The sequence below is a fragment of the Arthrobacter bambusae genome, assembly GCF_030812595.1.
Taxonomy (GTDB): domain Bacteria; phylum Actinomycetota; class Actinomycetes; order Actinomycetales; family Micrococcaceae; genus Arthrobacter; species Arthrobacter bambusae_B.
Genome location: NZ_JAUSSZ010000020.1, coordinates 22,613 through 49,511, shown reverse-complemented (window position 1 = coordinate 49,511; position 26,899 = coordinate 22,613). Strand labels below are relative to the sequence as shown.

Sequence of the window (26,899 nt, the reverse complement as noted above, 5' to 3'; positions counted from 1 at the left end):
TCGTCCGCGCCGTGAAGGCGATGCGCGTCCAAGCTTCGGCGACCGTGATCGTGATCGCAAACCGTTCGGTGATCGTCCGCGCCGTGAAGGCGATGCGCGTCCAAGCTTCGGCGACCGTGATCGTGATCGCAAACCGTTCGGTGATCGTCCGCGCCGTGAAGGCGATGGGGAGCGGCGCAGCTTCGGCGATCGCCCCGAGCGCGGTCCCCGCAAGTTCGATGGTCCACGTACCGAGCGGCGCAGCTTCGGCGGCGGATCTCGGGAGGATCGTCCCGCCCGGGTTCCGAACGCCGCGGATCTGCGCAGCGCCAACCGCCCGGACCGCGAGCGTTCTCCGGAGATCGACGACGACGTTACGGGCCAGGAGCTTGACCGGGCCACCAAGCACCAGATCAAGACCCTTGAGGGCACGAATGCCGATTGGGTTTCCAAACACCTCGTGATGGCGGGCCGCCTCATCGATATCGACCCCGAGATGTCCTTCCAGCATGCCTTGGCTGCCAGCCGAAGGGGCGGTCGCCTGGCAGCCGTCCGCGAAGCAGTGGGCCTGACCGCCTATGCCGCCGGCCACTACGGTGAGGCGCTTCGCGAATTCCGCACGTACCGCCGGATCAGCGGCTCCAACGTCCATTTGCCGCTCATGGCCGACTGCGAACGCGGCCTGGGGCGGCCGGACCGCGCGCTGGACGTTGTCCGCTCGCCTGAAGCACAGGACCTCGATGCTCCTGGCAAGGTTGAGTTGGCAATTGTGGCATCGGGAGCCAGGACCGACCTTGGCCAGTTGGACGCCGCGGTAGCCGAACTGGAGATCATTCAGCTCGACATCAACCGCGCCTTCTCCTACAGCCCGCGGCTGTTCCGTGCCTACGCAGACGCCCTCACCGCAGTGGGTCGCACGGAGGAAGCCGGCAAGTGGCAGCGCCAGGCAGTCGTGGCTGAAAATGCCCTCGGCGTAGGAGAGTTCGAAGACCCGGACATCATCGACCTCGGCGAGGACGATGAAAACGAAACCCGCAAACCTCGTTTCCGGGACTTCGACGAGACAGGGGAGCGGGCCGAAGAGAGCAAGCCCGAGGAAGCGCCCGCAATGGCGGAGTCCGTCGCCGCCGCCGAGCCCTCCGAACACGACGAGGTCGAACTGGACGACGTCGAGTCGGACTACTTTGAGTCCGACGACGCCGAGTCCGACCTCGATTCCGTAGAGGAAGACGAGGACGCAGGAAAAGACGGAGAAGAGGCTTCCGAGGACGGCGAAGAGACCAGGAATGACTGAGGCCTCGCTGGTTTCCCGTTTCGACGCCGTTCTGGCCGATCTGGACGGCGTCGTCTACACAGGTCCGCACGCCATTCCGGGCGCTGTGGAGGCCCTGAAGCGGCTCGAGTCTGTCGGCGTGCGCCTGGGATATGTCACCAACAACGCCTCGCGTACTCCGGCGCAGGTGGCCGCGCATCTTCGTGAGCTTGGTGCGCCTGCTGAGGATGACCAAGTGGTCAGTTCCTCGCAGGCGGCCGGCGATCTTTTGGCCGGGCTCTTGGCTCCGGGTTCACGTGTGATGATCACTGGAAGCGCGGCGCTGGCCCACGAAATCGAACTCGTGGGCCTCACTCCCGTGCACAGCGCCGAAGAGAAGCCTGTGGCTGTGGTCCAGGGCTTCAATCCGGAAATCGCGTGGAAGGATCTGGCCGAGGCGTCCTACGTTGTTGCGGCCGGCGCCCTCTGGGTGGCTACCAATACGGACATGTCCATTCCCCAGGCCCGGGGGATTGCTCCCGGGAACGGAGCCCTCGTGGCCGCCGTCGCGTCCGCCACCGGCAAAGAGCCGCGGGTCGCAGGCAAGCCGGAAGCCCCGCTTTTCCACTCTGCGGCCCGCCGGCTGAAGTCCCAGCGGCCGATCGTTGTCGGAGACCGCCTGGACACCGACATTTTGGGCGGCAACCGTGCGGGATTCGCGACGGCGGCCGTCCTCACGGGCGTCGACACGCCCGCGTCAATCCTGGCTGCGCGGAGTTCGGAACGCCCCGGCTACTTGCTGGCTGATCTGACGGAACTGTACGAGCCCTACCCCGAGATCGTCGAAGAGGACAGCGCATTCCGCTGCGGAAAGGCAACCGCGGAAGTCCAGGATGGCCTGATCACCGTGACCGGGTCCGAGAAGGACCTGGACGGCTGGCGTGCAGCATGCGCCGCCTGGTGGGCCGCAAATCCCGACGCGGCAGAGGCTACATCGCCGCGCCTTGAATGGCTGGAAAACTAGACTGGTCCAATGAGCGAGTTGAACGATCAGCCCGACGCCCCAGCGCCCGACGCCCCAGAGCCCGACGCCATCGAACCGCACGATGCGCCGTGGCCGGACGGCATGGCCACCACAGGTGACGCAGCGGTGGACTCCGCCTTGGCGCGATTGCAAGGGGTCTCGGCTGTACCAGTCGCCGAGCACAGCGCGATCTACGCCGACATCCACGACTCCTTGTTGGCGGCCCTCGACGCCGACGAACGCTGAGCATGGCCAGACTCGACCAGGAACTCGTCAACCGTGGATTGGCGAGATCGCGGACCCATGCCGCCAAGCTCATTGCGGACGGAAAAGTCAGTTCCGGGGGCAGCATTCTCGCCAAGGCAGCGCAGCAGGTCTCCGGGGAGACTGAAATTGATGTTCAAGCCCACGCCGAGGACGTTTACGTCAGCCGCGCCGGACACAAACTCGCCGGGGCGCTGGCAGCGTTCCCTTCCGTTGTTGTAGAAGGGAAGCGGTGCCTCGACGCCGGAGCCTCCACCGGAGGCTTTACTGACGTGCTGCTCCGGCACGGCGCCGCGCAGGTGGTGGCGGTCGACGTCGGGCATGACCAGCTCGTGCCGTCCCTGCGGAACGATCCCCGCGTCGAAGTCCATGAGGGCCTCAACGTGCGCTACATGACTCCGGAGCAGGTCGGCGGCCCGGCCGCGCTGACGGTGGCGGACCTGTCCTTCATTTCCCTGACCCTTGTCCTGGAGCCGCTCGCGGAATGCACCAAAGCAGGGGGAGACCTGGTGCTCATGGTGAAGCCTCAATTCGAGGTCGGCAAGGAGCGGCTGAGCCGCACCGGTGTTGTCACCTCGGACCATGAAAGGCGCCGCGCGGTGGCCCAAGTTGCCGCAGCGGCCGTGGACGCAGGGCTTGAACTCTGCGGCCTGGCACCGAGCCCGTTGCCCGGGCAGGACGGAAATGTGGAGTACTTCCTGTGGATAAAACGCAGGATGCAGGCGGACTTGCCTAAGATCGAAGAGCGGGACGAGCAAGTTACTGCACTGTTGGAACGAATCTGGACCACCCACTAGAAAGCAGAACACCATGAGCAGGCGCGTTTTGGTCCTTGCCCATACCGGGCGTGAGGACTCCCTTCGCGCGGCCTGGGATGCCTGCGGGCAGCTCCACTACTCCGGCTTGATCCCGGTGATGCAGAAGTCTGAACTGGACGATATCGAACGGTTCTATGGCGTGGTGGACAAACCGATCGAGATACTCCACGAGGATGTCCGCCTGGAGGACGTCGAACTTGTCATGGTTCTCGGCGGCGACGGCACCATCCTGCGCGCGGCCGAGCTGGTCCGCAACGTCGACGTTCCGCTGTTGGGCGTCAACCTCGGGCACGTCGGCTTCCTCGCCGAGAGCGAGCGTGCCGATCTTGCCCAGACGGTCGAATGGATTGCCAGCCGTGAATACACGGTGGAAGAGCGCATGACCATCGACGTCCAGGTGTGGGTCCGGGGCCAGAAGATCTGGCACACCTGGGCCCTCAACGAGGCTGCCATTGAAAAGGCCGACCGGGAGCGCATGATCGAAGTGGTGACCGAAGTGGATGAACGTCCGCTGACGTCGTTTGGCTGCGATGGAGTGGTGCTTGCCACGCCTACGGGCTCCACGGCCTATGCCTTCTCATCCGGCGGGCCGGTGGTGTGGCCCGAGGTGGAGGCGCTGGTGATTGTTCCCATTAGCGCCCATGCACTCTTCGCCAAGCCCCTCGTGGTTTCGCCGCGGTCCAGGCTGGCCGTGGAGATCCTCACCCGGACCGACGCCCAGGGCGTGCTTTGGTGCGATGGCCGACGTTCCGTGGACCTCCCGCCGGGCGCCCGGATCGAAGTTACCCGCTCCACCCGGCCTGTGCGGCTTGCCCGCACCCACCAGACCCCGTTTTCAGCGCGGCTCGTCCGGAAGTTTGAGCTCCCCATCCACGGCTGGAGGGGTCCGGCGCCCCGTTCGGCTGATATCCACACCGGTCCCACCCCCGTGATCAGGACCTTCAAGCCGAGCCCTTTGCCGACGCCCCAGGACGTGCGGACGGGCAGAGTGGCTGATCCCACGAAGGAGATGTAAACCATGATCGAGGAACTTCGGATCCGTGATCTCGGCGTCATCACCGACGCCACGTTGCCGTTGGGGCCCGGCCTGAGCGTCGTCACGGGCGAAACCGGTGCCGGCAAGACCATGGTGGTCACCGCCGTCGGCCTTCTTCTGGGGGCGCGGTCCGACGCCGGTGCTGTCCGCTCCGGTGCCAAGTCGGCTTCCGCGGAGGCCACCCTCTTGCTTGATCCGGCGCACGCCGCCGTGGAACGGGCCGTGGAGGCCGGCGGCGACGCGGAAGAGTACGACGGCGGCACACAGCTCCTGCTCGCCCGCACCGTCGGCGCAGACGGCCGCAGCCGTGCTTTCGTGGGCGGCCGGTCGGCGCCTGTGGGCGTGCTGGCCGAACTTGGCGAGAGCCTCGTGGTGGTGCACGGCCAGTCGGACCAGATACGCCTCAAGGGTGCCGCGGCGCAGCGGCACGCACTGGACCGCTTCGCCGGGGCCGACCTTGCGGCGACGCTCGCGGAATACCAGGAGCTTTACGGCCACTGGAAGTCCAGCCAAGCGGAGCTGGATACCCTCCGCAGCGAGGCCCGGGAACGGCTGCGCGAGGCGGAATCGCTCGCGGCCGCCCTCCGCGAAATCGACGACGTCGATCCCCAACCGGGCGAGGATGAATCCCTCAAAGCCGAGGCCATGAAGCTGGCGAACGTGGAAGAGCTCCGGGTTGCCGCCGCGGCAGCACACGAAGCGCTCATCTCGGAGGAATTCGGCGAGACAGCCGATGCCACGACGCTGATTGACTCGGCCAAACGGGCCCTGGAGCAGGTTTCCGAGCATGACGAAGCGTTGGCGGGAGCCGCCACACGGCTCGCCGAAATCGGCTTCCTCATCAACGACATCGCGGGGGAGCTGTCCAGCTACCAAGCCTCGTTGGACTCCGAGGGACCCGAACGCCTTTCGGAGATCGAGGAGCGGCGCGCGGCTCTGGCAAAACTCATCCGGAAATACGCTCCGAGCATCGACGAGGTCCTGGAATGGGCAGCGGTTTCGAGGACCCGGCTGGACGAACTGCAGGATGACTCGAGCCGGATCGAAGCCCTTGACGCCGAGGTGACGGCTGCGGAGGCCACGTTGCGGAAGCAAGCCGCGCGCATCTCGAAGTCGCGATCAAAGGCAGCCAAAGAGCTCTCCGCCCGCGTGAGCGCGGAACTTACCGCCCTTGCGATGGCCGACGCGACCTTGGTGATCCAGGTGGATAGCCAGGGAGAGTTGGGGCCGCACGGCGTCGATGACATCTCCTTCCTCCTGCAACCGCACTCAGGTGCCCCTGCCCGTCCCCTCGGCAAGGGCGCGTCCGGCGGTGAATTGTCCCGGGTCATGCTCGCCATCGAGGTGGTCCTCGCCGCCGTGGATCCGGTGCCGACCTTCGTCTTTGACGAAGTGGATGCCGGAGTAGGCGGGCGTGCGGCTGTCGAGATCGGACGCCGGCTCGCCATGCTGGCCCGCCATGTCCAGGTGCTGGTGGTGACGCACCTGCCGCAGGTGGCCGCCTTCGCCGACCAACACGTCCGGGTCACCAAGACCTCTGTCCGCGGAAGCGACGGCAAGACCGCCACTGGCTTCACGTCCAGCGACGTGCAGCTTCTCGATGACGAAGAACGGGTGAAGGAGCTTGCCAGGATGCTGGCGGGGCAGGAAGACTCCGAGTCCGCCCGTGCGCACGCCCAGGAATTGCTGGACGACGCGAAGCTTCTGCCGCAGCAGGCGTAGCAAACCCGCTGCCGGCCGGCCCACCGGTGACCTACGCCCACCCGGTCCGGCCGGTCCGGGTGGGCTTTACTCTTGATCCTTGCCCGATGGCAGGGGACTATTGAGCATTTGGGAAAACGGCTAGCGGATCCTTTGGAGGCGCAATTGATGATAGGCTCGAATTCCGTGGTGCAGCGATCAAATTCCCGTATAAATTCCCGGTTCCCGGGCTCGTCCAAGACGACCAAACACATCTTTGTCACCGGCGGTGTGGCGTCCTCGCTCGGTAAGGGACTGACGGCTTCGAGCCTCGGCCACCTGCTGCGGGCACGCGGTTTGTCTGTAACTATGCAGAAGCTCGATCCCTATCTCAATGTGGATCCGGGCACGATGAACCCCTTCCAGCACGGCGAAGTCTTCGTCACTGACGACGGCGCCGAAACCGACCTCGACATCGGACACTACGAGCGTTTCCTCGATGAGAACCTTGAAGGTTCGGCCAACGTCACGACCGGCCAGATCTACTCGACGGTCATCGCCAAGGAACGGCGTGGTGAGTACCTCGGCGACACCGTCCAGGTCATCCCGCACATCACGGATGAGATCAAGCGCCGCATGCGCCTCCCCGCTGAAGGCAAGAACGCTCCTGATGTCATCATCACGGAAATCGGCGGCACGGTTGGCGACATCGAGTCCCAGCCTTTCCTCGAGTCCGCCCGCCAGGTCCGCCAGGACATCGGCCGGAACAACGTCTTTTTCCTCCACGTCTCCTTGGTGCCTTACATCGGCCCTTCGCAGGAACTGAAGACCAAACCGACGCAGCACTCCGTTGCCGCCTTGCGTTCCATCGGCATCCAGCCGGAAGCGATCGTGATCCGCTCGGACCGCGAAGTGCCTGACGCCATGCGCGAGAAGATCGGCCGCATGTGCGACGTCGATATCGACGCCGTGGTCAACGCCGCCGATGCACCCAGCATCTACGACATCCCCAAGACGCTGCACTCCCAGGGTCTTGATTCCTACATCGTCCGCGCCTTGGACCTGCCGTTCAAGGACGTCGACTGGACCAGCTGGGACAAGCTCCTCGAAGCAGTCCACAATCCCAAGCACCAGGTTGAAGTTGCCCTCGTGGGCAAGTACATCGACCTCCCGGACGCTTACCTGTCCGTGACCGAGGCGTTGCGTGCCGGCGGTTTCGCGAACGAAACCAAGGTCAAGATCCGCTGGGTCCCGTCCGACGAATGCGAAACACTCGAAGGCGCCACCAAGTCCTTGGCCGGCGTCGACGCCATTTGTGTTCCCGGCGGCTTCGGTATCCGTGGCCTGGAAGGCAAGCTCGGCGCGCTTAAGTTCGCCCGCGAGACGAGGCTTCCGGTGCTGGGCCTTTGCCTCGGTCTTCAGTGCATGGTCATCGAATACGCCCGCAATGTGGTCGGCCTTGAGGGTGCATCCTCCAGCGAGTTCGAGCCTGACTCCAAGTACCCGGTCATTGCCACCATGGAAGAACAGCTGGACATCGTGGACGGCAAGGGCGACCTTGGCGGCACGATGCGCCTTGGCCTCTACGAGGCAAAATTGGACGAAGGCTCCGTCGTTGCGGAGACCTACGGTGCGACAACCGTTAGCGAGCGCCACCGCCATCGCTACGAGGTCAACAACAAGTACCGTGAGCAGATCGCAGCCGAGGGACTCGTGTTCTCCGGAACGTCTCCCGACGGCAAGCTGGTCGAGTTCGTGGAACTGCCGCGCGAAGTACACCCGTACTACGTCGCAACGCAGGCCCACCCCGAGCTCAGCTCCCGGCCGACGCGCCCCCACCCGCTGTTTGCCGGCCTCGTGAAGGCTGCGCTGGAGCGCCAGTCAGGCGTGGATTCGGTAGCAAAGTCAGCCCGCAAGGTCGCTGCGAAGTAATCGCTCACACAAACGAAGGACGGCGCGATGCCCGGTATTTCTGAAACCCCCAGCACTTTTCGGAAGGTTTCGGACATGCCGAGCCCGCGCCGTCTTTTGTCGTCCAACAAGGTCTATGAAGGCCGCATTTGGGATGTCGTCAGTGATGCCTTCGAGCTGGGCGAAGACACGGGGACCTTGGTCCGTGACTACATCGACCATCCTGGCGCAGTTGCGGTGCTGCCGATGAACGTTGACGGCGAAATCCTGTTGCTCAAGCAATATCGCCACCCCGTGGGGATGGATCTTTGGGAGATTCCTGCCGGTCTTCTTGATGTCGCCGGCGAAGACTTCGTGGTTGGCGCGGCCCGGGAACTCGCGGAAGAGGCCGACCTTACGGCGGCTACGTGGAATGTCCTCGCGGACTTCTTCAACTCGCCCGGGTCCTCGAGCGAGGCGGTTCGAATCTACCTGGCGCGCGGACTGGGAAGCGTTCCCGAGGCGGAACGGCACGTCCGCACGGATGAAGAAGCCGAAATCGAACTGGTGTGGGTCACCCTCGACGACGCTGTTTCGGCAGTGCTCGAAGGCCGTCTGCACAACCCGTCCGCCGTCGTCGGGATCCTCGCGGCGGCGGCCGCGCGCGCCGACGGCTTCAGGAACCTGCGCCCCGCCAACGCTCCCTGGCCTGCCCACCCGAGCCAGCGCTGACCGTGCCCCGGCTCGCGGAGACCCGGGTCCCGACCGCCATTGATCGGGCCGTTACGGACTACTTGCAGCACCTCGGCGTCGAACGGGGTCTCGCAAGCAACACCTTGTCCGCTTACCGCCGGGATCTGAACCGCTATTCGAACTTTCTGGCCGCGTCCGGAGTCGACAAGCCGGGCAACATCTCCCGCCGCGATGTCACTGCCTTCGTCCAGGCCTTGGCCGAGGGCTCCGATGGCGGGGCCGCACTCGGCGTCCGCTCTGCGGCGCGCACTGTGGTCGCCGTCCGGGGGCTCCACAAGTTCTGGGCCCTGGAGGGGACGACGACGACGGACCCCGCGAGCGATGTCCACCCGCCAATGCCAGGCAAACGCCTGCCGAAGGCCATCAGCGTCGGCGAAGTGACCCGGATCCTCGAAGCCGCCGGTGCCGATACCGCCACCGGCTTGCGGGACCGGGCTCTTTTGGAGTTCCTTTACTCCACGGGCGCCCGCATCAGCGAAGCCGTGGGGCTCGACGTCGACGATGTCTCGCTCGAAGCTGAAGCCGATGGCCCCGCGATCGTACGGCTTTTCGGAAAGGGCTCCAAGGAGCGCTTGGTGCCACTGGGGTCCTACGGTGCACGCGCCGTCGGCTCCTATGTGGTTCGCGGACGGCCCGCGTTGGCTGCCAAAGGAAAAGGGACCCCGGCGCTGTTCCTGAATGCCCGCGGGGGACGGATCAGCCGGCAGAGCGCGTGGACGATCCTGAAGACCGCGGCGGAGAAGGCCAACATCGCGAGGGACGTCTCCCCTCACACCCTCCGGCATTCGTTCGCCACGCACCTGCTTGAGGGCGGCGCCGATGTCCGGGTTGTGCAGGAGCTCCTTGGCCATGCCTCGGTGACAACCACGCAGGTGTACACCTTGGTCACTGCCGACACCTTGCGGGAAGTGTACGCGGCGGCCCATCCGCGGGCGCTCGGCTGACGCCTGCAGGGTTAGGCTTGGTCAATGACTGCAGCCCACGTCACCCTGTGCTTCCTGCTCCGCGACGGCGACGCTGGCCAGGAGGTGCTCCTGGGCCGGAAGAAGACCGGCTTCGGCACAGGGAAAATTGTGGGTATCGGCGGACATGTGGAGCCGGGAGAGACAGCGGCCGAAGCAGTATGCCGGGAAGTACAAGAGGAAATCTTCGTGGACGTGCAGGAACATCACCTCATTCCTGCCGGGACGGTGGATTTCGTCTTCCCTGCCAAGCCCGAGTGGAACATGTTCACCACCGTCTATCTGACTGGGACATGGACCGGCGAGCCAGCCGAAAGCGATGAGATCGCTCCACAGTGGTACCGGGTGGCGGGCCTTCCTGTGGAGAGGATGTGGGCCGACGCCGAGCACTGGTTGCCTGCCATGATTTCCGGCCAACGCATCGCGGTCGAGGTGGTGCTCGCCGAGGACAACGAAAGCGTCGCTGAAGTGCGCACCGCCGAGTGGTTGGATTCGGGAGCAACCCGCTAAATCACGGAAAGCAACAGCGACGAGAACGACGTCGGGCCGCTCACCTTATGAAGGCGAGCGGCCCGACGTCGTACTTTGGGAAGAACTACGGCAGGTGCCGTTCGTCAACGCCGTTGTATTCGCTGAGCGGACGGATCAGGGAATTCGATCCGAGCTGCTCCATGATGTGCGCGGTCCAGCCGGTGATGCGGCTTGCGACGAACAATGGGGTGAAGGTCGGAGTGTCGAAGCCCATCAGGTGGTAGGTAGGTCCCGCGGGGTAGTCGAGGTTGGGCTTGATGGCCTTGGCCTCGTCCATGGCCTGTTCAAGACCGTTGTACAGGCCCAGGATCTCTGGCCGGCCGTAGTGGGCGATCATCTTGTCCAGTGCGGCCTTCATGGTGGGCACCCTGGAGTCGCCGTGCTTGTAGACCCGGTGCCCGAATCCCATGACTTTCTTCTTTTCCGCGAGGGCACGCTCCATCCAGGTCTTCGCCCGGGCGGCCGCTTCCTCGAGGGATTCCTCGGTGCGGATGCCGATTTCCTCGAAGGTGTGCATGACGGCCTCGTTGGCGCCCCCATGAAGCGGACCCTTGAGGGCGCCGATCGCGGCGGTGACCGCGGAGTGCAGGTCCGAGAGGGTGGAGGTGACAACCCGGGCCGTGAACGTGGATGCGTTGAAGGAGTGCTCGGCGTAAAGGATCATCGAGACGTTGAAAGCCTTCACGACCTCTTCCACCGGGTCTTCGCCGAAGGTCATCCACAGGAAATTCGCGGAGTAGCCAAGCTCATCCCTGGGTTCGATGACTCCCTGGCCGCGCCGGCGGCGCTGGTCGTAGGCGACCACCGCGGGCATGGCTGCGAACAGGTCAATTGCCTTGGTCATGTTGGCTTCGGGCGTGGAATCCTCGGCCAACGGGTGCCGTGCTCCCAGGACGGAAGCGGCCGTCCGGCAGACATCCATGGGATGGGAGGTCGTCGGGAGCGCATCAATGACCTGCTTCACAATAGGGTCAAGGGCGCGGCCCGCGCGCTCGCGGGCTGTGAACTCCTCAAGTTCCTCCGGCGTGGGCAGCTCGCCGTTCCACAGCAGGTAGGCGACTTCTTCGAAGCTGCACTTGGCGGCGAGTTCCTGCACGGGGTAGCCGCGGTACAGCAGCGAGTTGGTGTCCGGGTTGACCTTGGAGATCGCGGTGTAGTCAACAATGACGCCGGCCAGGCCCTTCTTGATCTCAACAGCTACCATGCTGTCCTCCTTCGTTCATCGGCAGGCACTCCGGACTAGCCGGCGTGCCTGCATCCCTTGGTTGATCCAGTTACCGGCTGAGCCCAGGAATCTGGAAGTTGAAAACGCTTGTGTCGAAGTGGTTGTAAGCCTCGTAGTCCACCAGGTCATAGAGCCGCGCACGGGTGAGCATGCTCTCCACCTGTGCTTCCTGCGTTCCTGTGGCCTTGATCGTTTCCAGCGTACGCTCTGCAGCCCCCATGGCAATGCGGAGCAGGGTGACGGGGTAGATGACCATGTTCACACCGACGCCCTGGAGCTGTTCGGTGGTGAAGAGTTCGCTTTTGCCGAACTCGGTCATGTTGGCCAGGATGGGCACGTCCACTGCGTCCCGGATGGCTTGGAACTCGGACAGATCTTTCATGGCTTCGGGGAAGATCGCGTCGGCGCCGGCTTCGACGAGTGCCTGGGCGCGTTCCTGGGCTGCTTCGATGCCGTCGACGGCGCGGATGTCGGTGCGGGCCATGATGAGGAAGTTCGGGTCCCGTCGTGCGTCTGCTGCGGCGCGGATGCGTTTGGCGGCCGTGTCGGTGTCGACGACGTTCTTGCCGTCCAGGTGCCCGCAGCGTTTGGGGTTGAACTGGTCCTCGATGTGGCAACCGGCGAGCCCGGCGTTTTCGAGTTCCTGGATGGTGCGGGCTACGTTCATCGGTTCACCGAATCCGGTGTCGGCGTCAACGAGGGCCGGCAGTTCGGTCATGCGGGCGATCTGCCCTGCGCGGGTGGCGACCTCGGTGAGTGTCGTGAGCCCGATGTCCGGCAGGCCGAGGTCGTTGGCGAGGACGGCGCCGGAGATGTAGACGCCGGGGAAGCCTTTCTCCTCGATCAGCCTCGCCGAGAGCGGGTTGAACGCGCCGGGGAACTGGACGATGGTTCCGGAAGCGAGCATCTCGCGCAGGGCGAGGCGCTTCTGTTCCGGTGTGGTCTTGGAGTACAGCATTTAGAACAGCCCTTTCGGTGCTGCGGCGAGGTCGATGACGCCGGGTGCGGCCTGGATGTTGAGTTGGTCCAGTTCGCCCGCGCCGAGTTCGGGGAGGCGTTCGACGGCGGCGAGGAACCTTTCGATCTCGGCCTCCTCGACCAGACCGGACGCGAGCGTGCGGAACTTGTTGATGTATTGTTCGCGGGCGAACGGCCGGGCGCCGAGGGGGTGCGCGTCGGCGACGGCGATCTCGTCGGTGATGACGGTGCCGTCGTTGAGGGTGATTTCAACGCTGCCGCCGAAGGCTTTCTCGGCGATGTCCAGGGAGTGGTAGCGGCGGGTCCATTCCGGGTCTTCCACTGTGGTTACCTTGTGCCAGAGTTCCACGGTGTCCGGACGGGCGGCCCGTTCGGGGGCGTAGGAGTCCATGTGGTGCCAGGCGCCGTCCTGGAGGGCGACGGTGAAGATGTAGGGGATGGAGTGGTCCAGGGTTTCGCGGGAGGCGGTCGGGGAGTATTTCTGCGGATCGTTGGCGCCGGAGCCGATCACGTAGTGGGTGTGGTGGCTGGTCTTGATGAGGACGGAGGCCACGTTGGCCGGGTCCGTGGCCTCGGGGTGCTCTTTGTTCAGCTTGCGGGCGAGGTCGATCCAGGCCTGGGCCTGGTATTCGGCGGAGTGTTCCTTGGTGTAGGTGTCCAGGATGGCGCGCTTGGCTTCCCCGGCCTCGGGCAGCGGGACTTCGTAGGAGGCGTCCGGGCCGTCGAGCATCCAGGCGATGACGCCGTCTTCGCCTTCGTAGATCGGCACGGGGGAGGTCTGGCCGCGCATGGAGCGGTCGACGGCTTCGACGGCCATCTTGCCGGCGAACGCGGGGGCGTGGGCCTTCCAGGTGGAGATTTCGCCCTTGCGGGATTGCCGGGTGGCGGTGGTGGTGTGCAGGGCCTGCCCGACGGACTGGAAGATCGTTTCCACGTCCAGGCCCAGGAGGGTGCCGATACCGGCGGCGGCGGAGGGGCCGAGGTGGGCCACGTGGTCGATCTTGTGCTTGTGCAGGCAGATGGCCTTGACCAGGTTCACCTGGATTTCGTAGCCGGTGGCGATGCCGCGGATCAGGTCACGGCCGCTGGAGCCGACGTGCTGGGCCACGGCGAGGATCGGCGGGATGTTGTCGCCCGGGTGTGAGTAGTCCGCGGCCAGGAAGGTGTCGTGGTAGTCCAGTTCACGCACGGCGACGCCGTTGGCCCAGGCTGCCCACTCGGGGGAGACCTTGTCGCTGATCCCGAAGACACTGGAGCCTTTGCCGTTGGTGGTGGGCGCGTGGGTCAGGGCCTGCGCCCGGGCAGCGATGATCGGGGCCCGGTTCAATGACGCGACAGCAACGGAGGCATTGTCGATGATCCGGTTGATGATCATGTCCGTGACCTCGGGGGTGACCTCGACGGAGTCGGCGGCTACTGTGGCGATCTTGTGCGCCAGTTGCTCCTCACGGGCAAGGTTTTCTTCGCTCTTGTAGACGCGGACGTGGTTGTTCTTCACCATGGTGCTCCTTTAGTGAGGTGTGTGGGTGGCTTTGACGTGGGAAAGACTGCGGTGCAAATGCAGCGTGGTGGCGGCTTCGGCGAGCCGGGGGTTGCCTGCCGCGATGGCTTCGGCGATCGCCGCATGCTCTGACGCCGCGGCATGGAGGCGTTCGGCGTCGTCGGCCGCGAGGCGGCGGACCCGCACGAGGTGCACGCGGAGGCTGCGCATGGCCTGGGCGAGGTAGGAGTTGGAGATTGCTTCGTCGATCGCCTCGTCGAGCCGTCCCACCAAGGCGTAGTAATCGTGCCGCGCGGGGTCGCTGTCGTTGAGCATCTCCGGTGCGCGGAGGAGCTCGGCGTGGAGTTGCTCGAATACCGGGCGTTCACCGCGTTCCGCGGCGAGGGCGGCGGCCTTACCTTCCAGGGTTTCGCGCAGCTCGAAGAGTTCGTCGATGTCCTCCAGCGAGATATCGGTGACGACGACGCCGCGGCCGCCTGCCGACGTCGTCAGCCCTTCCGCGGTGAGCCGGCTCAGCGCCTCCCGGACAGGTGTCCGGGACACCCCCAGACGTTCGGATTGTTCCACTTCCGCGAGGACCGTTCCCGGCAGAAGACGCCATTCAATGATGTCTTCGCGCAGGGCCGCATAGGCTTTGTCGCTGGCACGCATGGACCCTCCTTCATTGGGCGGATGTCCTCAGTGTATACATAAAGCTCGATTCGGCCTACCCTTTCGACCATAAAATGCTGATTTATCGAGATGGACTAGAGTCACTTATCGAAGTGTGTGTATACATGCCTGCTGGAATCGAGGTCTAACTCCGATTCCAGCGGTATTCGTTCTCCGGCCGTCCCGGAGTGCCGTATCGCGGATTCCTCGTGACCATGCCGGCGTCGGCCAGGTACTCGAGGTAGCGCCGCACAGTAACCCGGGACATCCCCAAGGCCACAGTTGCCTCGCTTGCGGATACTGCCCGGCCAAGGCTGGCCAGGAGGTCTTTGACGGACTCCAGGCTATGGGCGGAAAGCCCCTTGGGCAGCGGGACTTCGCTGGGTGCGCGGAGGCTTGCAAACGCCTGGTCCACATCGCTTTGCGAGGCTCCGCTCGCCCGCGCGCCCGACGCCGGTGCGGCGAGCTGCTCGCGGAAGGTGCGGTAGCTGGCGAGTTTGTCCGCGAACGTTGCGAAGGTGAACGGCTTGATGAGGTATTGCACCACGCCGATCGACACCGCGCTGCGGACAATGTTCACCTCCCTCACCGCGGTGATGGCGATGATGTCCGCAAGCAGTCCGGAAGCGCGCATTCGACGGGCGACGTCCAGGCCGTGAAGATCCGGCAGGTTCATGTCGAGCAGGACGAGGTCCACTGGCTGCCCGGCAACGGCGAAATCGTTGAGTAGCCGCAGGGCCGACTGTCCGTCCGGGGCCGTTCCGGCTACGGTGAAGCCGTCGATTCGTCCGACGTAAACGCCGTGGGCATCGGCGGCGATGGGTTCGTCCTCGACGACGAGAACGCGGATATCGGTCATTCGGCTTCTTTCCAGGAGTCCGGGGCCGGGAGCACTACGCGGAAGAACGCACCGCCCAAGGCGCTTGTGGAGTCGCTGATGGACAGCGTACCGCCAAGCCGCTGCACCGCTTGCCGCACCAGGGCCAGCCCGACGCCGCGGGAAGGCGCTCCGGGTTGGCCGGCCTGTCCGATGCCGGCCGCCTTGGTGCTGAAGCCGTACTGCCAGACGTCGTCCACGATGCCTGGATCGATGCCGTGGCCGGAATCCATCACCGTGAAGGTGGTTCCGCCGGGTCCGGACTCGATGCCCAGTTCCACTTTGCGCGGCGGGGGAGCGGCAGCCGCGGCGTCGAGGGCGTTGTCCAGCAGGTTCCCCAAAATCGTCACCAGGTCCTGGACGGCCAGGCCCCGGAGGCCCTCCCCGCCGGTCACCGTGACGGTGAGCTCCGCCCCGCGTTCGTGCGCTTCAGCGGACTTCCCCATGATGAGCGCACTCAGGACAGGCTCGTCCACCGATGCCACGAGGTGGTCGGTCAGCTGTTGACTCAATTCAAGGTCCTTGGTGGCGAAGTCCAGGGCGTCGCTGGTGCGTCCGAGCTCCATCAGGGACACGATGGTGTGCAGCCGGTTGGCGTGTTCGTGCGTCTGGGCCCGCAAGGCGTCGGAGAGGGTTTTCATGGTTTCGAGTTCGCTGCCCAGGGACTCGATTTCAGTCCTGTCCCGGAGCGTGGCTACGGTCCCGAACACGGCTGGCCGCTGCCGGCCCCTCATTCCCGGCGGGCCCACGGCGGGGGCCTGGTTCACCACCAGGATCCGGGACCCGCTGAGGTGGATTTCGTCGTGCGCCGTCCGGCCGGACTCGAAAAGCCCCTGGAGGCTGGATTCCAGGGGGAGATCCGATAGGCGCGGTGCGGCCACCGTGACGGGATCGACGTCGGACCGTTCCAGTCCCAGCAAATCCGCGGCCTGGTCGTTGTACATAACGACGCGGCCGCCCGTGTCGATCAGCACCACGCCTTCGCGGACCGAATGCAGCACGGACTCGTAGTATGCGAACAATTGCGCCAATTGCTCCGGTCCCCAGCCGCGGGTGACCGAACGCAGGTACCGGCCCAGCAAGCCGGAGGCCAGGGAGCCTCCGGCGAGCATGGCCAAGGAGAAGGCGATGATCGTCGTGAGCCGCGCTGACACCGCGACGTCGACCGTCCGCACGGTGACGCCCGCGGCGACCAGGGCCCTGACTTTTCCGGATGAGTCCTCCACCGGAACGATGGTACGGACGGATGGGCCGAGCGTTCCGGCAGTGACCTCAGTGAATGTCTGGCCGTGGAGGGCGGGATCGATGGTGCCGATATAGGGCTTGCCGATTTCGTCCGGGTTCGCATGGGTCCAGCGCGTCCGGTCCGGGGCCATGATGGTGATGAAGTCGGTATGGGCGTTGGCCATGACCACTTGCGCGTAGGGCTGGAGGGCTGCGGATGGATTTGGCGCGCCGGCAGCCTGGAGGACGAGGGGATTGGCTGCGATCGCCGCGGCCACAGCCTGCATGCGCTGGCCGGCGTCGTTATAGGCCCGGTCCCTGGCGTCCACGAAGGCCACCGTTCCCACGATCGCGGTGAGCGCCAAGATGAACAGCAGGTTTGCCACGAAGAGCCTCCGGGCAATGCTCCAGCGTCGGATCGTGTCCTCCTTTCCGCGGCCAATCCTGTGACCAATATGAACGCAATAGTGATACATGTCACGCGGCGCCCAATGATGGATATCACAGCAGAGCGACGCAGGGACATTCCGCAGGAACCACGGCGCTTTCCAGAGTATCTATAAGGAGCAAAGCCATGACCTCTCAAAGAGGAGAGATTGCACCCGCAAAGGCCGGGCGCAAGGGGCTGGACAAGTCGCATTACCTCTACATCGCCGTGATCGCCGCAGTTGTGCTGGGCGCCGTCGTCGGCCTGCTTTTCCCCGAAGTGGGTAAATCCCTCAAGCCCTTGGGCGACGGCTTCATCAAGCTCATCAAGATGATGATCGCCCCGGTCATCTTCTGCACCATCGTCCTGGGCATCGGATCAATCGCCAAGGCTGCCACCGTCGGCAAGGTCGGCGGCCTCGCGCTCATCTACTTCCTGGTGATGTCCACCTTCGCGCTCGCCATCGGCTTGGTCGTCGGCAACGTCATCCATCCCGGCGAGGGACTGAAGCTGATCCCGTACAACCCGAACACGCCCACATCCACGAACAGCACCGCTGACTTCCTGCTGGGCATCATCCCCGCGGACATTCCCGTGCTGCCCACGCTCTTGGTAGCCATCCTGGTGGGCTTCGCGCTGCAGCGCATGGGTTCGCAGGGCCAGCCGGTGCTCAAGGCCATCCAGCACGGCCAGGCACTCGTCTTCCGTATCCTCATCATGATCATGTGGCTCGCGCCCGTCGGTGCATTCGGCGCGATCGCCGCAGTGGTCGGTGCCACCGGGGTGAAGGCAATCTTCGGCATGCTCACCCTGATGGTCGCTTTCTACATCACTTGTGCGCTGTTCATCGTGGTGGTGCTCGGCACCTTGCTGCGGGTTGTCGCCGGCGTCAGCATCTTCCAGCTGATGAAGTACCTGGCCCGCGAGTACCTGCTCATCTTCTCCACCTCCTCCTCCGAAGCGGCGTTGCCCAGGCTCATCGCCAAGATGGAGCACCTCGGCGTTTCCAAGCCGGTAGTCGGTGTCACGGTGCCCACCGGTTACTCCTTCAACCTCGATGGAACTGCCATCTACCTGACCATGGCCTCGCTGTTCGTCGCCAACGCCATGGGTATTCCGCTGGACCTGGGCGCCCAGGTATCGCTGCTGGTCTTCATGATCATCGCGTCCAAGGGAGCGGCCGGCGTTTCCGGGGCTGGCCTGGCCACCCTCGCAGCAGGCCTGCAGGCACACCGGCCCGAACTGCTGGGCGGTGTCGGTATGATCGTCGGGATCGACCGCTTCATGTCCGAAGCCCGCGCCCTCACCAACTTCACGGGCAACGCCGTCGCGACCGTGTTGATCGGTACCTGGGTCAAGGAAATCGACCGCAACCAGGTCACCAATGTCCTGTCCGGCGCTAAGCCGTTCGACGAGCTGACCATGATCAGCCACCACGCCGAACCCGAGGTGAAAGAGGCAGTGGCCGCATAGCCCGGCACGCTGCTTGGAAGCATCCGCGCAAGCAAGGCAGGAACCCGTTACAGGGGGCCTGCCTTGCTTGCTTTTCATTGGTACGAAGGACCAACCTTCTACTTCAGCTAGAAGGTAAAGGCTCAAATGGCGGGCAATGTCAAGTTCCGTGGAATGCCGTGTCGAGGGCTGTAGCCTAGGTGGGGAGCAGTGCAGGTGCTGGAGACAGCCGCAGGAAATGACCGTCGTGGAGAGAGTGGATAGATACGTGAGCAGCGAATGGGGAGCAACTACGCTGGAGGGCACGGATTTCGATCTGGAAGACGCCGTCATGGGGCCTACGGGCCGCCCGCACCGCGACTTCCCCGAACCCGCGCCACTGGCCTCTCATGGTCCGGCCCGCGTCATTGCCATGGTCAACCAGAAGGGCGGCGTGGGCAAAACCACGTCAACCATCAACCTCGCCGCTGCGCTCGCAGAGTTCGGCCGGCGCGTCCTGCTCGTCGATTTCGATCCGCAGGGAGCCCTTTCCGCGGGCCTGGGCGCGAACCCGCACGAGCTCGACCTCACCGTCTACAACGTCCTCATGGACCGCAAAGTGGACATCCGCGACGCCATCCAGAAGACCGGCGTCGAAGGCATCGACCTCCTGCCGGCTAACATCGACCTCTCCGCCGCCGAGGTCCAACTGGTCAACGAGGTAGCCCGCGAGCAGGTGCTGGACCGCGCGCTCAAGAGCGTCGAGGACGACTACGACGTCGTGCTCATCGACTGCCAGCCGTCCCTGGGCCTCCTGACCGTCAATGCCTTGACGGCTGCGCACGGGGTCATCATCCCGCTGATCTGCGAATTCTTCGCACTCCGGGCGGTCGCACTGCTCGTCGAAACGATCGAAAAGGTCCAGGACCGGTTGAACCCCCGCCTGCAAGTCGACGGCGTGCTCGCCACGATGTACGACGCCCGCACCCTGCACAGCCGCGAAGTCATCTCGAGGCTCGTGGAGGCGTTCGGGGACAAGGTCTTCGAGACCGTCATCAAGCGTTCCATCAAGTTTGCCGACGCCACTGTTGCCGCAGAGCCCATCACGAGCTACGCCGGGAACCACATCGGTGCAGACGCGTACCGCCGCTTGGCCAAGGAACTGATCTCGCGCGGCGGCGCACCCTAGCCCGCGTGGCAGAGCCAACCACCGCCGAAACAGCGCCGGCCCTGATGGCCGACGCGCCGCCGTCGAACTCTTCCATAAGCAACTCCGCAAGCGACGCGGAGGACGCCGGAACCTCGCCGTTGGGACGAAAGGCCGGCTTCGAAGTCCGGTTGGCGAACTTCACCGGCCCCTTCGATCTCTTGCTCGGCCTGATCTCCAAGCACAAGCTGGACATCACTGAGGTTGCACTGGCCACCGTTACGGACGAGTTCATCAAGTACATCCGGCGCCTGCAGGAACTGGGCGAGGACTGGGCCCTGGACGAAGCCAGTGAATTCCTGGTCATCGCCGCGACCCTCTTGGACCTTAAAGCCGCAAGGCTCCTGCCGGCCGGCGAAGTCGAAGATGCCGAGGACATCGCCTTGCTGGAGGCCCGGGACCTGCTCTTCGCCCGGCTCCTGCAGTACAAGGCGTTCAAACAGGTGGCCGCGATCATCTCCGGCACCTTGGATTCCGAAGCCCGCCGCTTCCCGCGGCAGGTTGCCTTGGAAGGGCATTTCGCGGCACTGTTGCCGGAACTCATTTGGCGCCACACGCCCGAACAGTTCGCTGCGCTGGCGGCCAAGACCTTGGCACCGAAGGACAAAACGCCAGAGGAAGTCGGGCTGGGCCACCTTCACGGAACACCCGTCAGCGTCAAGGAACAAGCCGAGATCATCGGGTACCGCCTGCAGCGGGGCCAGCCGCAATCCTTCAGGGCCCTGATTGCCGACGCCGAGTCCACGCTTGTTGTCGTGGCCCGGTTCCTGGCACTCCTTGAGCTGTTCCGCGACCGTGTGGTCGCGTTTGACCAGCCGGGGCCGCTCGCCGAACTGACTGTCCGCTGGACGGGGCGCCCCGAAGGCTGGACCAGCGACAACTTGAGCGACGAGTACGATTCCGAGCCCGGCACCGCTCCGATCTACGAAAATGAGGATGCACCTTGAACGCTGAGGAAACAGCCGGGGACGGCCTCGCCGAGCTTGAGGCGCTGCCCGGTGGCGCCCGCGCCGCACTGGAAGCTGTCCTGATGGTGATCGATGAACCCGCCACCGCGGAAGAGCTCGCTGCCGGGCTCAACGTGACAGTCGCCGTCGTCGAGGATTTGCTCGAGGGACTGCGGCAGGAGTATAGCGGCTATACTGTTAAAGCCCCGGGCAGGGACGCTGATGACTCGCAAGGTGAAATCCACACTGATGCAAGCGCCAGCGCTGCACCCCGGGGTTTTGAGTTGCGGAACGTTGCCGGAGGGTGGCGGATCTATTCACGCGCGGAATTTGCCGACGTCGTGGGCAGGTTCGTTCTCGAGGGCCAGACCGCGCGGCTGACGCAGGCAGCCCTTGAAACCATGGCGGTCATCGCGTACCGGCAGCCGGTTTCCCGGGCCAGGGTGTCGGCCATCCGCGGCGTCAATGTCGATTCAGTCGTGAGGACCCTCGTCCAACGCGGGCTGATCGAGGACTCAGGTGCCGATCCTGAGTCGGGGGCCATCCTTTACCGGACCACCTCGTACTTCCTCGAACGGATGGGCATTGGCTCGGTGGCCGAACTGCCTCAATTGTCGCCGCATCTTCCGGGGCTGGAGGGCATCGAGGAGTTCTTCGACCCAGAGCGCATGTAGTGCGTGAAACAACTCAATATCGCGGGGAATTGCAAGGATCTACAAACGCCCGGCTAGTAACGGGCAGAGTTCACACAGGGCAGATATCCTCTGCCCGGCTGGCTAATGTTGAGAAAGAACAAGCCGGCCAACATAATAAAAGGACGGGTCATGACACAGGCGGGACGCCAGGGTTCACCACGTAATAGTTCGGGACGAAACGGTTCCGGACGCAACGAGTCGCAAGACTCAGGCCGCGGCAACGCAGGCCGCAGCAGTGCCGGCCGCGCAGGCGGCAGTTTTGGTGCCGGCCGGGGTGGCGCAAGCCGTGCCAGCGGCGCCTCCGGAGGCAGCAAGCGCAGCTTCTCCCAGGGCGGAGAACGCCCCTTCAAACCCACTCGTCCGCGTGAAGAACGCCCTTTCGATCCGGACAACCCCACCTCGGCCGGAGGCTACGAGCGTCGTGAAGCCGCGAAGCCGGCAAGGGCCCCCCGCAAGCCAGGCTCCAACAAGCCCGGCTTCGGCAAGGCTCCGGGCACGCCGGGCGCATTGAAGCCCAAGCCCAGCAACAAGAAACAGTATGCTTCGCGCGCCTTCGGCAGCGAGCGCTTCGGCCAGAATCTCGGTCCGATCCGCAAGCCCAGCGGCCGCCGCGGCGAGGTGGCGCAGTCCGCGCAGCACGACGCCGATGGCGTGCGCCTTCAGAAGGTCATGGCCCAGGCCGGCGTGGCTTCCCGCCGCGTATGCGAGGAAATGATCGAGGAAGGCCGCGTCGAGGTCAACGGCCAGCTCACCACCGAGCTTGGCATGCGTGTTGACCCTGCTACCGCTGTGATCCACGTCGACGGCATCCGCATCCAGCTCGATGACACGATGCTCTACATGGTGTTCAACAAGCCCAAGGGCGTCGTTTCCACCATGGAGGATCCCGAGGGCCGTCCCTGCATCAGCGACTTCCTCAAGTCCGCCAAGAACAAGGGCGAGCGCCTCTTCCACGTTGGCCGTCTCGACGTCGCCACCGAGGGCCTGCTGCTTCTGACCAACGACGGCGAACTGGCCAACCGCTTGACGCACCCTTCCTATGAGGTGCCCAAGACGTACCTGGTACAGGTCCGCGGCCCGTTCCCGCAGGGCGTCGGCGCGCAGCTGAAGGCCGGCATCGAGCTCGAAGACGGCATCGCTTCGGTCGACTCCTTCAGGCTCGTGGACTCCACTCCGGGCCACGTGCTGATCGAGGTTGTGCTGCACTCCGGCAAGAACCGTATTGTCCGCCGTATGTTCGAAGCGGTCGGGTTCCCGGTGTTGCGGCTCGTGCGTGTCAAGATCGGTCCCATCGGGTTGGGCGACCAGCGCCAGGGCAGCATCCGCAACCTCGGCAAGCAGGAAGTCGGACACCTCCTGGCCTCCGTAGGACTGTAAGGGCATGTCGGCATTCCACTCGCACGGCCGGGGCCACCTTGACGGCCCGGTGGTCGTTTTCGGCACCGGACTGCTCGGAGCCAGCATCGGTCTCGGCCTCCGCGGCCGGGGTGTCCCGGTGTTCCTTTCGGACCCGTCGCCAACCAACCAGGCCGTGGCCGTGGATATCGGTGCGGGCAGGCCCCTGTCCGAGCTTGAGGACCCACCCCAGCTGGTTGTTGTCGCTGCGCCGCCGGATGTGACGGCCGACGTCGTCGAACGTGCACTGGGTGAATACCCCGATGCCGTCGTGGTGGACATTGCGAGCGTCAAGCTGGCCATCCAGGCCGATCTCCGCTCGCGTGGAGTGGACATGTCCCGCTACGTCGGGACGCACCCCATGGCGGGGCGCGAGAAGTCGGGGCCTGTCGCTGCCCGCGGCGAGCTCTTCACCTCCATGCCTTGGGTCCTTTGCCCTTCGGACGAAACCAGCTCCGATGCCCTGCAGACGGCACGTTCCCTTGCCGGGGACCTGGGGGCGATCGTCTCCCAGTTCACGGCGGAGGAACATGATGAAGCCGTTGCCTTGGTATCGCACTTGCCCCAGGTGATGTCCTCGCTTCTCGCCAGCCGATTGCAGGGAACACCGCTCCACGCGCTGTCCCTGGCCGGCAACGGGCTGCGGGACACCACCAGGATTGCGGCCAGCGATCCCACCCTTTGGGTACAGATCCTTGGCAACAACGCAGCCAAGATGGTGGATATCCTTCACGGCGTCCGAGAGGACCTGAACCGGCTGATCGGCACCTTGGAGGATCCCACGGCCCCCGGGGCGCGGCTGGACCTTGCCCAGCTCATCAGCGAAGGCAACGCCGGGCAGGCCAGGATCCCGGGAAAGCACGGCGGACCCCCGCAGGCGTATTCATGGCTTACAGTTCTGGTAGATGACCGGCCCGGGCAGATCGCCCGGCTGTTGACGGAGATCGGCGAGATCGGCGTCAACGTTGAAGACCTCCGCCTGGATCACTCCTCCGGGCAAAACGTTGGCATGGTGGAACTATCTGTCATGCCCAACAAGCACGACCTCCTTGTTGAAGCCTTGACCGACCGTGGATGGCGGGTACTCCAGTAATGACACGTGAACTTTTCGGTCCGGAGCCTGTAGTACGTCCGGGCAAGCCACTCGTGGTCGCCATCGACGGCCCGTCCGGTTCCGGCAAGTCCAGCGTCAGCAAGGAAGTTGCACGGCGCCTGAAGCTCGCCTATCTCGACACGGGCGCGATGTACCGTGCGTTGACCTGGTACTGCCTCAAGACAGGAATCGACCTCGCCGACGGTGCCGCCGTCGAGCAGGCCTCGAAGGATTTGCCGCTGGAACTCAGCACCAGCGCCAATGCCGAATACGTCAGTGTCGGCGGCGTGGACATCACGGAGGAAATCCGTGAGCCGCGGATCTCTTCCTCCGTCAGCGCAGTGGCAACCACCTTGGGTGCGCGCAACGAATTGATTCGTCGCCAGCGCCAGCTGATCGAGCAGCACCACCGCCGCATGGTGGTGGAGGGGCGGGACATAACCACTGTCGTCGCGCCCTATGCGGAGGTCCGCATGCTGCTGACCGCGAGCGAAGAAGCCCGGCTGCGCCGCCGCGGCCTCCAGCTGGGCGGAACGCAGAGCCAAGAGCAGCTCGCCGCCCAAGTGATCCACCGCGATGCCAAAGACTCCACTGTGGTGAACTTCAGCCGAGCGGCCGACGGCGTCGTTACCCTGGATTCCTCGGACCTGGACTTCGAGGAAACGGTTGAAACGGCCCTGAGCATTGTGGGCAAGGTCATCTACGGTGACTGAAGCCCGGCTCCCGGCGCGCTGGACCATGACGTGGAGCCGGCCGGTTGGCTGGCTGCTGGATCATGTTCTGTACCGGACGGTGATCACGGGGCGCTCCAATGTTCCCGAATCCGGCCCGGTCATTTTCGCGGGAAACCACATCAGCTTCCTGGATGGGCCAGTGATGTTCGGCGCGGCTCCGCGGCCCATGCACATCCTGGTCAAGAAGGAGATGTTCGGGGGCCTCCTGGGAAAGGTGCTTCGTGCCTCCGGGCAGATTTCCGTCGACCGCTCCGGCGACCGCGCGGCGCTCCAGCTCGGAAAGCAGGTGCTCGACGCCGGGCGTTGCGTGGGAATCCTCCCCGAAGGAACGCGGGGGAGCGGCACCGCCGGCAACATCAGCAACGGCGTTGCCTGGCTCGCCCTGATGTCCGGGGCAACAGTGATTCCCGTGGCGATCCTTGGGACGCGGATCCCGGATGAACACCGCGACTCCATTCCGAGGCCGCGCCGCCGCCTGCACGTCAGTTTCGGAGCTCCCCTCAAGGTGACCCGCAGAAATGGCGAGCCGGGGCGTGTTTCAATGGACAGGGCGGCCGCGGAGATCCGCGCTGCACTGGCTGGACACGTCCAGGATGCCATCAAGACCACCGATCATTCCCTTCCGGGGGACTAAATGAACCGGCCCACAGCCAATACAGCACCGCCAAGAAGAAGTAGCCGGGACGCCGGCAGATCACCACTAAGGAAAGTGCAATGAGCGATACGACTCACAAGTCCGGCAACATCGGAGCCGGCGACGACGAATACACGCCCACCGGCACCGACCAGGTGGCTGAAAACCTCGCCGCCCTGGACGACGACGAAGCCGAACTCCGCGCAGCCTCCCTCCGGGCAGGCCTGGAAGACTATGACCTCGACGAAGACGACGCCGCGCTGCTGAGCGGGCTCTACGACGACGAGGGCGAAGACGGCCCCCTCAAGCTGGACCCGGTCCTGGCGATCATTGGCCGTCCCAACGTCGGCAAGTCCACGCTGGTGAACCGTATCCTGGGCCGCCGCGAGGCCGTCGTCGAGGACACCCCCGGCGTCACCCGCGACCGTGTCATGTATTCGGCCCACTGGAACGGGCGCAACTTCACGCTGGTGGACACCGGCGGCTGGGAGCACGACGCCCGGGGCATTCACGCCCGCGTCGCCGAGCAGGCCGAGATGGCCGTGGAACTGGCCGACGCGGTGCTCTTCGTGGTGGACTCCGCTGTTGGAGCCACTGCCACGGACGAAGGCGTCATGAAGATGCTGCGCAAGTCCAAGAAGCCCGTCATCATGGTGGCCAACAAGGTTGACGACTTTGCGCAGGAAGCCGACTCGGCTGCCCTTTGGGGCCTCGGCTTCGGCGAGCCCTACCCGGTGTCCGCCCTCCATGGCCGCGGCGTTGCCGACCTCCTTGACCACGTCATGGACACCCTGCCCGAGTTCTCCACCGTGGAAGGCGTCGAACGCTCCGGCGGACCCCGCCGTATTGCCCTCATCGGCCGTCCGAACGTCGGCAAGTCCTCCTTGCTGAACAAGTTGGCCGGCTCCGAGCGCGTCGTCGTTGATACCCTCGCCGGGACCACCCGCGACCCCGTGGACGAGTTCATCGAACTCGGTGGCCGCACCTGGCGCTTCGTGGACACCGCAGGCATCCGCCGCCGCCAGCACATGGCGCAGGGCGCGGACTTCTACGCTTCCCTGCGTACGCAGGCCGCGCTCGAAAAGGCGGAAGTCGCCGTCGTGCTCCTGGCCGTTGACGAGGTGCTCAGCGAGCAGGACGTCCGCATCCTCCAACTCGCCATCGAGTCGGGCCGCGCGCTGGTGCTCGCGTTCAACAAGTGGGACCTGCTCGACGACGAACGTCGCCGCTACCTCGAGCGTGAGATCGAGCAGGACCTGGCACACGTTGAATGGGCTCCGCGCGTCAACATCTCGGCCAAGACCGGCTGGCACAAGGACCGCCTGGTGCCCGCACTGGACCTCGCCTTGGAGAGCTGGGACAAGCGCATCCCCACAGGGCGCCTCAATGCGTTCCTGGGCGAACTCGTCGCTGCCCACCCGCACCCGGTCCGCGGTGGCAAGCAGCCCCGGATCCTGTTCGGCACCCAGGCATCCAGCCGTCCGCCGAAGTTCGTGCTGTTCACCACGGGCTTCCTGGACCCCGGATACCGCCGATTCATCACGCGCCGCCTGCGCGAAACCTTCGGCTTCGACGGCACGCCCATCGAGGTCAGCATGCGCGTCCGTGAAAAGCGCGGCAAGAAGCGCTAAGTGAGACGCGCATCACAAATGACACCCGCCAAGGTGTCATTGGGAACCTCGAACATCGTG

At 64.9% G+C, this 26,899-nt stretch carries 24 protein-coding genes and 2 pseudogenes; 19 read left to right on the top strand and 7 right to left on the bottom strand.

Annotated features, from left to right (window positions below):
• Positions 1-436, bottom strand: a 436-nt coding sequence (locus tag J2S96_RS18855; protein ID WP_306866958.1) for a hypothetical protein, incomplete at its 3' end; no start/stop codon positions are given.
• 6 nt (positions 437-442) lie between these two features.
• Here J2S96_RS18855 and J2S96_RS18850 point away from each other — a divergent pair.
• The 10 genes from J2S96_RS18850 to J2S96_RS18805 all read left to right on the top strand — a co-directional run bounded on the left by J2S96_RS18850 (position 443) and on the right by J2S96_RS18805 (position 10,168).
• Positions 443-1,273, top strand: a complete 831-nt coding sequence (locus J2S96_RS18850; RefSeq protein WP_306866972.1) for a hypothetical protein — start codon at positions 443-445, stop codon at positions 1,271-1,273.
• The gene (locus tag J2S96_RS18845) at positions 1,266-2,255 is read left to right on the top strand and encodes an HAD-IIA family hydrolase (RefSeq protein WP_306866955.1); all 990 of its coding nucleotides are present in this window, start codon (positions 1,266-1,268) and stop codon (positions 2,253-2,255) included. Before J2S96_RS18850 ends, J2S96_RS18845 begins: the two co-directional genes overlap by 8 nt.
• Positions 2,256-2,264: 9 nt before the next feature.
• Positions 2,265-2,501: a hypothetical protein gene (locus J2S96_RS18840; RefSeq protein ID WP_306866953.1), complete on the top strand. Its 237-nt coding sequence runs from the start codon at positions 2,265-2,267 to the stop codon at positions 2,499-2,501.
• A 2-nt stretch (positions 2,502-2,503) separates the two neighbouring features.
• Entirely contained in the window at positions 2,504-3,316 is an 813-nt protein-coding gene (locus tag J2S96_RS18835) for a TlyA family RNA methyltransferase (RefSeq protein ID WP_306866948.1), read from the top strand.
• Positions 3,317-3,329: 13 nt separating this feature from the next.
• Entirely contained in the window at positions 3,330-4,352 is a 1,023-nt protein-coding gene (locus J2S96_RS18830; RefSeq protein WP_306866946.1) for an NAD kinase, read from the top strand.
• A 3-nt stretch (positions 4,353-4,355) separates the two neighbouring features.
• Positions 4,356-6,095, top strand: coding sequence for a DNA repair protein RecN (gene recN, locus J2S96_RS18825; protein ID WP_306866943.1), 1,740 nt, complete (start codon positions 4,356-4,358; stop codon positions 6,093-6,095).
• A 147-nt stretch (positions 6,096-6,242) separates the two neighbouring features.
• On the top strand, positions 6,243-7,985 hold the full coding sequence (locus J2S96_RS18820) for a CTP synthase (RefSeq protein ID WP_306866940.1): 1,743 nt from the start codon (positions 6,243-6,245) through the stop codon (positions 7,983-7,985).
• Between the two features lie 27 nt (positions 7,986-8,012).
• Positions 8,013-8,675 carry an NUDIX domain-containing protein gene (locus J2S96_RS18815; RefSeq protein WP_306866938.1) on the top strand — a complete coding sequence of 221 codons (663 nt, stop codon included), beginning with the start codon at positions 8,013-8,015 and terminating at the stop codon, positions 8,673-8,675.
• Positions 8,648-9,640 (top strand): site-specific tyrosine recombinase XerD, encoded by a 993-nt coding sequence (gene xerD, locus J2S96_RS18810; RefSeq protein WP_370873162.1) that lies wholly within the window; start codon positions 8,648-8,650, stop codon positions 9,638-9,640. The genes J2S96_RS18815 and xerD overlap by 28 nt, the downstream gene beginning before the upstream one ends.
• A gap of 24 nt (positions 9,641-9,664) precedes the next feature.
• On the top strand, positions 9,665-10,168 hold the full coding sequence (locus tag J2S96_RS18805) for an 8-oxo-dGTP diphosphatase (RefSeq protein ID WP_306866931.1): 504 nt from the start codon (positions 9,665-9,667) through the stop codon (positions 10,166-10,168).
• A gap of 85 nt (positions 10,169-10,253) precedes the next feature.
• On the opposite strand, the gene J2S96_RS18800 is transcribed toward J2S96_RS18805, so the two are convergent.
• From J2S96_RS18800 to J2S96_RS18775, 6 genes and pseudogenes are all read right to left on the bottom strand, one after another.
• Positions 10,254-11,393, bottom strand: coding sequence for a bifunctional 2-methylcitrate synthase/citrate synthase (locus J2S96_RS18800; RefSeq protein ID WP_306866928.1), 1,140 nt, complete (start codon positions 11,391-11,393; stop codon positions 10,254-10,256).
• A 70-nt stretch (positions 11,394-11,463) separates the two neighbouring features.
• A complete protein-coding gene (gene prpB, locus J2S96_RS18795) occupies positions 11,464-12,372 on the bottom strand; it encodes a methylisocitrate lyase (protein WP_306866924.1) in 909 nt (302 codons plus the stop codon).
• The gene (locus J2S96_RS18790; protein ID WP_306866920.1) at positions 12,373-13,893 is read right to left on the bottom strand and encodes an MmgE/PrpD family protein; all 1,521 of its coding nucleotides are present in this window, start codon (positions 13,891-13,893) and stop codon (positions 12,373-12,375) included. It lies immediately after the preceding gene.
• Positions 13,838-14,544 (bottom strand): annotated as a pseudogene (locus tag J2S96_RS18785) (GntR family transcriptional regulator). The gene J2S96_RS18790 and the pseudogene J2S96_RS18785 overlap by 56 nt, the downstream one beginning before the upstream one ends.
• Positions 14,545-14,689: 145 nt before the next feature.
• Positions 14,690-15,403: a response regulator gene (locus J2S96_RS18780; protein WP_306866914.1), complete on the bottom strand. Its 714-nt coding sequence runs from the start codon at positions 15,401-15,403 to the stop codon at positions 14,690-14,692.
• Entirely contained in the window at positions 15,400-17,121 is a 1,722-nt protein-coding gene (locus J2S96_RS18775) for a sensor histidine kinase (RefSeq protein WP_306866911.1), read from the bottom strand. The genes J2S96_RS18780 and J2S96_RS18775 overlap by 4 nt, the downstream gene beginning before the upstream one ends.
• A gap of 98 nt (positions 17,122-17,219) precedes the next feature.
• Between J2S96_RS18775 and J2S96_RS18770 the strand changes: the two genes are divergently transcribed.
• The 9 genes and pseudogenes from J2S96_RS18770 to der all read left to right on the top strand — a co-directional run bounded on the left by J2S96_RS18770 (position 17,220) and on the right by der (position 26,839).
• Positions 17,220-18,545, top strand: coding sequence for a cation:dicarboxylate symporter family transporter (locus tag J2S96_RS18770; protein WP_306866909.1), 1,326 nt, complete (start codon positions 17,220-17,222; stop codon positions 18,543-18,545).
• A 247-nt stretch (positions 18,546-18,792) separates the two neighbouring features.
• Positions 18,793-19,692: a ParA family protein gene (locus J2S96_RS18765; protein ID WP_306866907.1), complete on the top strand. Its 900-nt coding sequence runs from the start codon at positions 18,793-18,795 to the stop codon at positions 19,690-19,692.
• Between the two features lie 44 nt (positions 19,693-19,736).
• Positions 19,737-20,657 (top strand): segregation and condensation protein A, encoded by a 921-nt coding sequence (locus tag J2S96_RS18760; protein WP_306866969.1) that lies wholly within the window; start codon positions 19,737-19,739, stop codon positions 20,655-20,657.
• Positions 20,658-20,740: 83 nt separating this feature from the next.
• The gene (scpB, locus tag J2S96_RS18755) at positions 20,741-21,331 is read left to right on the top strand and encodes an SMC-Scp complex subunit ScpB (protein ID WP_370873161.1); all 591 of its coding nucleotides are present in this window, start codon (positions 20,741-20,743) and stop codon (positions 21,329-21,331) included.
• Between the two features lie 150 nt (positions 21,332-21,481).
• Positions 21,482-22,729 (top strand): pseudouridine synthase, encoded by a 1,248-nt coding sequence (locus J2S96_RS18750; RefSeq protein ID WP_306866900.1) that lies wholly within the window; start codon positions 21,482-21,484, stop codon positions 22,727-22,729.
• A gap of 4 nt (positions 22,730-22,733) precedes the next feature.
• Complete coding sequence (locus J2S96_RS18745) at positions 22,734-23,840, top strand: prephenate dehydrogenase (protein ID WP_306866898.1); 1,107 nt, start codon at positions 22,734-22,736, stop codon at positions 23,838-23,840.
• Positions 23,840-24,553, top strand: a complete 714-nt coding sequence (gene cmk / locus J2S96_RS18740; RefSeq protein ID WP_306866896.1) for a (d)CMP kinase — start codon at positions 23,840-23,842, stop codon at positions 24,551-24,553. The genes J2S96_RS18745 and cmk overlap by 1 nt, the downstream gene beginning before the upstream one ends.
• 25 nt (positions 24,554-24,578) lie before the next feature.
• Positions 24,579-25,278, top strand: a pseudogene (locus J2S96_RS18735) (lysophospholipid acyltransferase family protein).
• Between the two features lie 10 nt (positions 25,279-25,288).
• Positions 25,289-26,839 (top strand): ribosome biogenesis GTPase Der, encoded by a 1,551-nt coding sequence (gene der / locus J2S96_RS18730; RefSeq protein ID WP_306866893.1) that lies wholly within the window; start codon positions 25,289-25,291, stop codon positions 26,837-26,839.
• Positions 26,840-26,899 lie beyond the last annotated feature (60 nt).

What these genes read in the sequence shown, in the direction of transcription:
- J2S96_RS18850 (WP_306866972.1), top strand. Translation starts at nt 443, where the DNA reads ATGGCGGGCCGCCTCATCGATATCGACCCCGAGATGTCCTTCCAGCAT.
- J2S96_RS18845 (WP_306866955.1), top strand. Translation starts at nt 1,266, where the DNA reads ATGACTGAGGCCTCGCTGGTTTCCCGTTTCGACGCCGTTCTGGCCGAT.
- J2S96_RS18840 (WP_306866953.1), top strand. Translation starts at nt 2,265, where the DNA reads ATGAGCGAGTTGAACGATCAGCCCGACGCCCCAGCGCCCGACGCCCCA.
- J2S96_RS18835 (WP_306866948.1), top strand. Translation starts at nt 2,504, where the DNA reads ATGGCCAGACTCGACCAGGAACTCGTCAACCGTGGATTGGCGAGATCG.
- J2S96_RS18830 (WP_306866946.1), top strand. Translation starts at nt 3,330, where the DNA reads ATGAGCAGGCGCGTTTTGGTCCTTGCCCATACCGGGCGTGAGGACTCC.
- recN (WP_306866943.1), top strand. Translation starts at nt 4,356, where the DNA reads ATGATCGAGGAACTTCGGATCCGTGATCTCGGCGTCATCACCGACGCC.
- J2S96_RS18820 (WP_306866940.1), top strand. Translation starts at nt 6,243, where the DNA reads ATGATAGGCTCGAATTCCGTGGTGCAGCGATCAAATTCCCGTATAAAT.
- J2S96_RS18815 (WP_306866938.1), top strand. Translation starts at nt 8,013, where the DNA reads ATGCCCGGTATTTCTGAAACCCCCAGCACTTTTCGGAAGGTTTCGGAC.
- J2S96_RS18805 (WP_306866931.1), top strand. Translation starts at nt 9,665, where the DNA reads ATGACTGCAGCCCACGTCACCCTGTGCTTCCTGCTCCGCGACGGCGAC.
- J2S96_RS18800 (WP_306866928.1), bottom strand. Translation starts at nt 11,393, where the DNA reads ATGGTAGCTGTTGAGATCAAGAAGGGCCTGGCCGGCGTCATTGTTGAC.
- prpB (WP_306866924.1), bottom strand. Translation starts at nt 12,372, where the DNA reads ATGCTGTACTCCAAGACCACACCGGAACAGAAGCGCCTCGCCCTGCGC.
- J2S96_RS18790 (WP_306866920.1), bottom strand. Translation starts at nt 13,893, where the DNA reads ATGGTGAAGAACAACCACGTCCGCGTCTACAAGAGCGAAGAAAACCTT.
- J2S96_RS18780 (WP_306866914.1), bottom strand. Translation starts at nt 15,403, where the DNA reads ATGACCGATATCCGCGTTCTCGTCGTCGAGGACGAACCCATCGCCGCC.
- J2S96_RS18775 (WP_306866911.1), bottom strand. Translation starts at nt 17,121, where the DNA reads ATGTATCACTATTGCGTTCATATTGGTCACAGGATTGGCCGCGGAAAG.
- J2S96_RS18770 (WP_306866909.1), top strand. Translation starts at nt 17,220, where the DNA reads ATGACCTCTCAAAGAGGAGAGATTGCACCCGCAAAGGCCGGGCGCAAG.
- J2S96_RS18760 (WP_306866969.1), top strand. Translation starts at nt 19,737, where the DNA reads ATGGCCGACGCGCCGCCGTCGAACTCTTCCATAAGCAACTCCGCAAGC.
- scpB (WP_370873161.1), top strand. Translation starts at nt 20,741, where the DNA reads ATGGTGATCGATGAACCCGCCACCGCGGAAGAGCTCGCTGCCGGGCTC.
- J2S96_RS18750 (WP_306866900.1), top strand. Translation starts at nt 21,482, where the DNA reads ATGACACAGGCGGGACGCCAGGGTTCACCACGTAATAGTTCGGGACGA.
- J2S96_RS18745 (WP_306866898.1), top strand. Translation starts at nt 22,734, where the DNA reads ATGTCGGCATTCCACTCGCACGGCCGGGGCCACCTTGACGGCCCGGTG.
- cmk (WP_306866896.1), top strand. Translation starts at nt 23,840, where the DNA reads ATGACACGTGAACTTTTCGGTCCGGAGCCTGTAGTACGTCCGGGCAAG.
- der (WP_306866893.1), top strand. Translation starts at nt 25,289, where the DNA reads ATGAGCGATACGACTCACAAGTCCGGCAACATCGGAGCCGGCGACGAC.